The sequence below is a fragment of the Achromobacter sp. Marseille-Q0513 genome (assembly GCF_018195695.1).
In the GTDB taxonomy this organism is placed as follows: domain Bacteria; phylum Pseudomonadota; class Gammaproteobacteria; order Burkholderiales; family Burkholderiaceae_B; genus Achromobacter.
Genome location: NZ_JAGTJY010000656.1, coordinates 1 through 326 on the forward strand (window position 1 = coordinate 1; position 326 = coordinate 326).

The 326-nt window shown below is 65.0% G+C and carries 1 protein-coding gene; it reads left to right on the forward strand.

The features are described from left to right. Positions 1 to 326: conjugal transfer protein TraG N-terminal domain-containing protein (locus tag KDH83_RS32180; protein ID WP_212323277.1), on the forward strand; the 326-nt coding region annotated here is incomplete at both ends.

Genomic DNA, 326 nt, shown 5'->3' on the forward strand with positions numbered 1-326 from the left:
TTCATGCACGCCCTCGCGCGCGCCGTCACCGGCGCATCGGTGGCAGCCATCCCCTGCGGCACGGATTTACGGCAGATGCGCATGGAGATTGACGCCACCCGCATCGACGACCCGGTATTGGCGCAGGAAGTGGCGGACTTCACGCATGATTGCTACGGACCGGCGCGGGCGAAGCTGTTCATGCAGCGTCCGGCGCTCGATGCGGCGCAGATGCACGACGTGAGCTGGATAGGCTCGCGCTACTTCAGCAATACGGCGGGCTACTACGATAACTATCGATCCGCCACGCCGCGCGCGGACTGGCCCTATGACAGCAGCCGTGATGC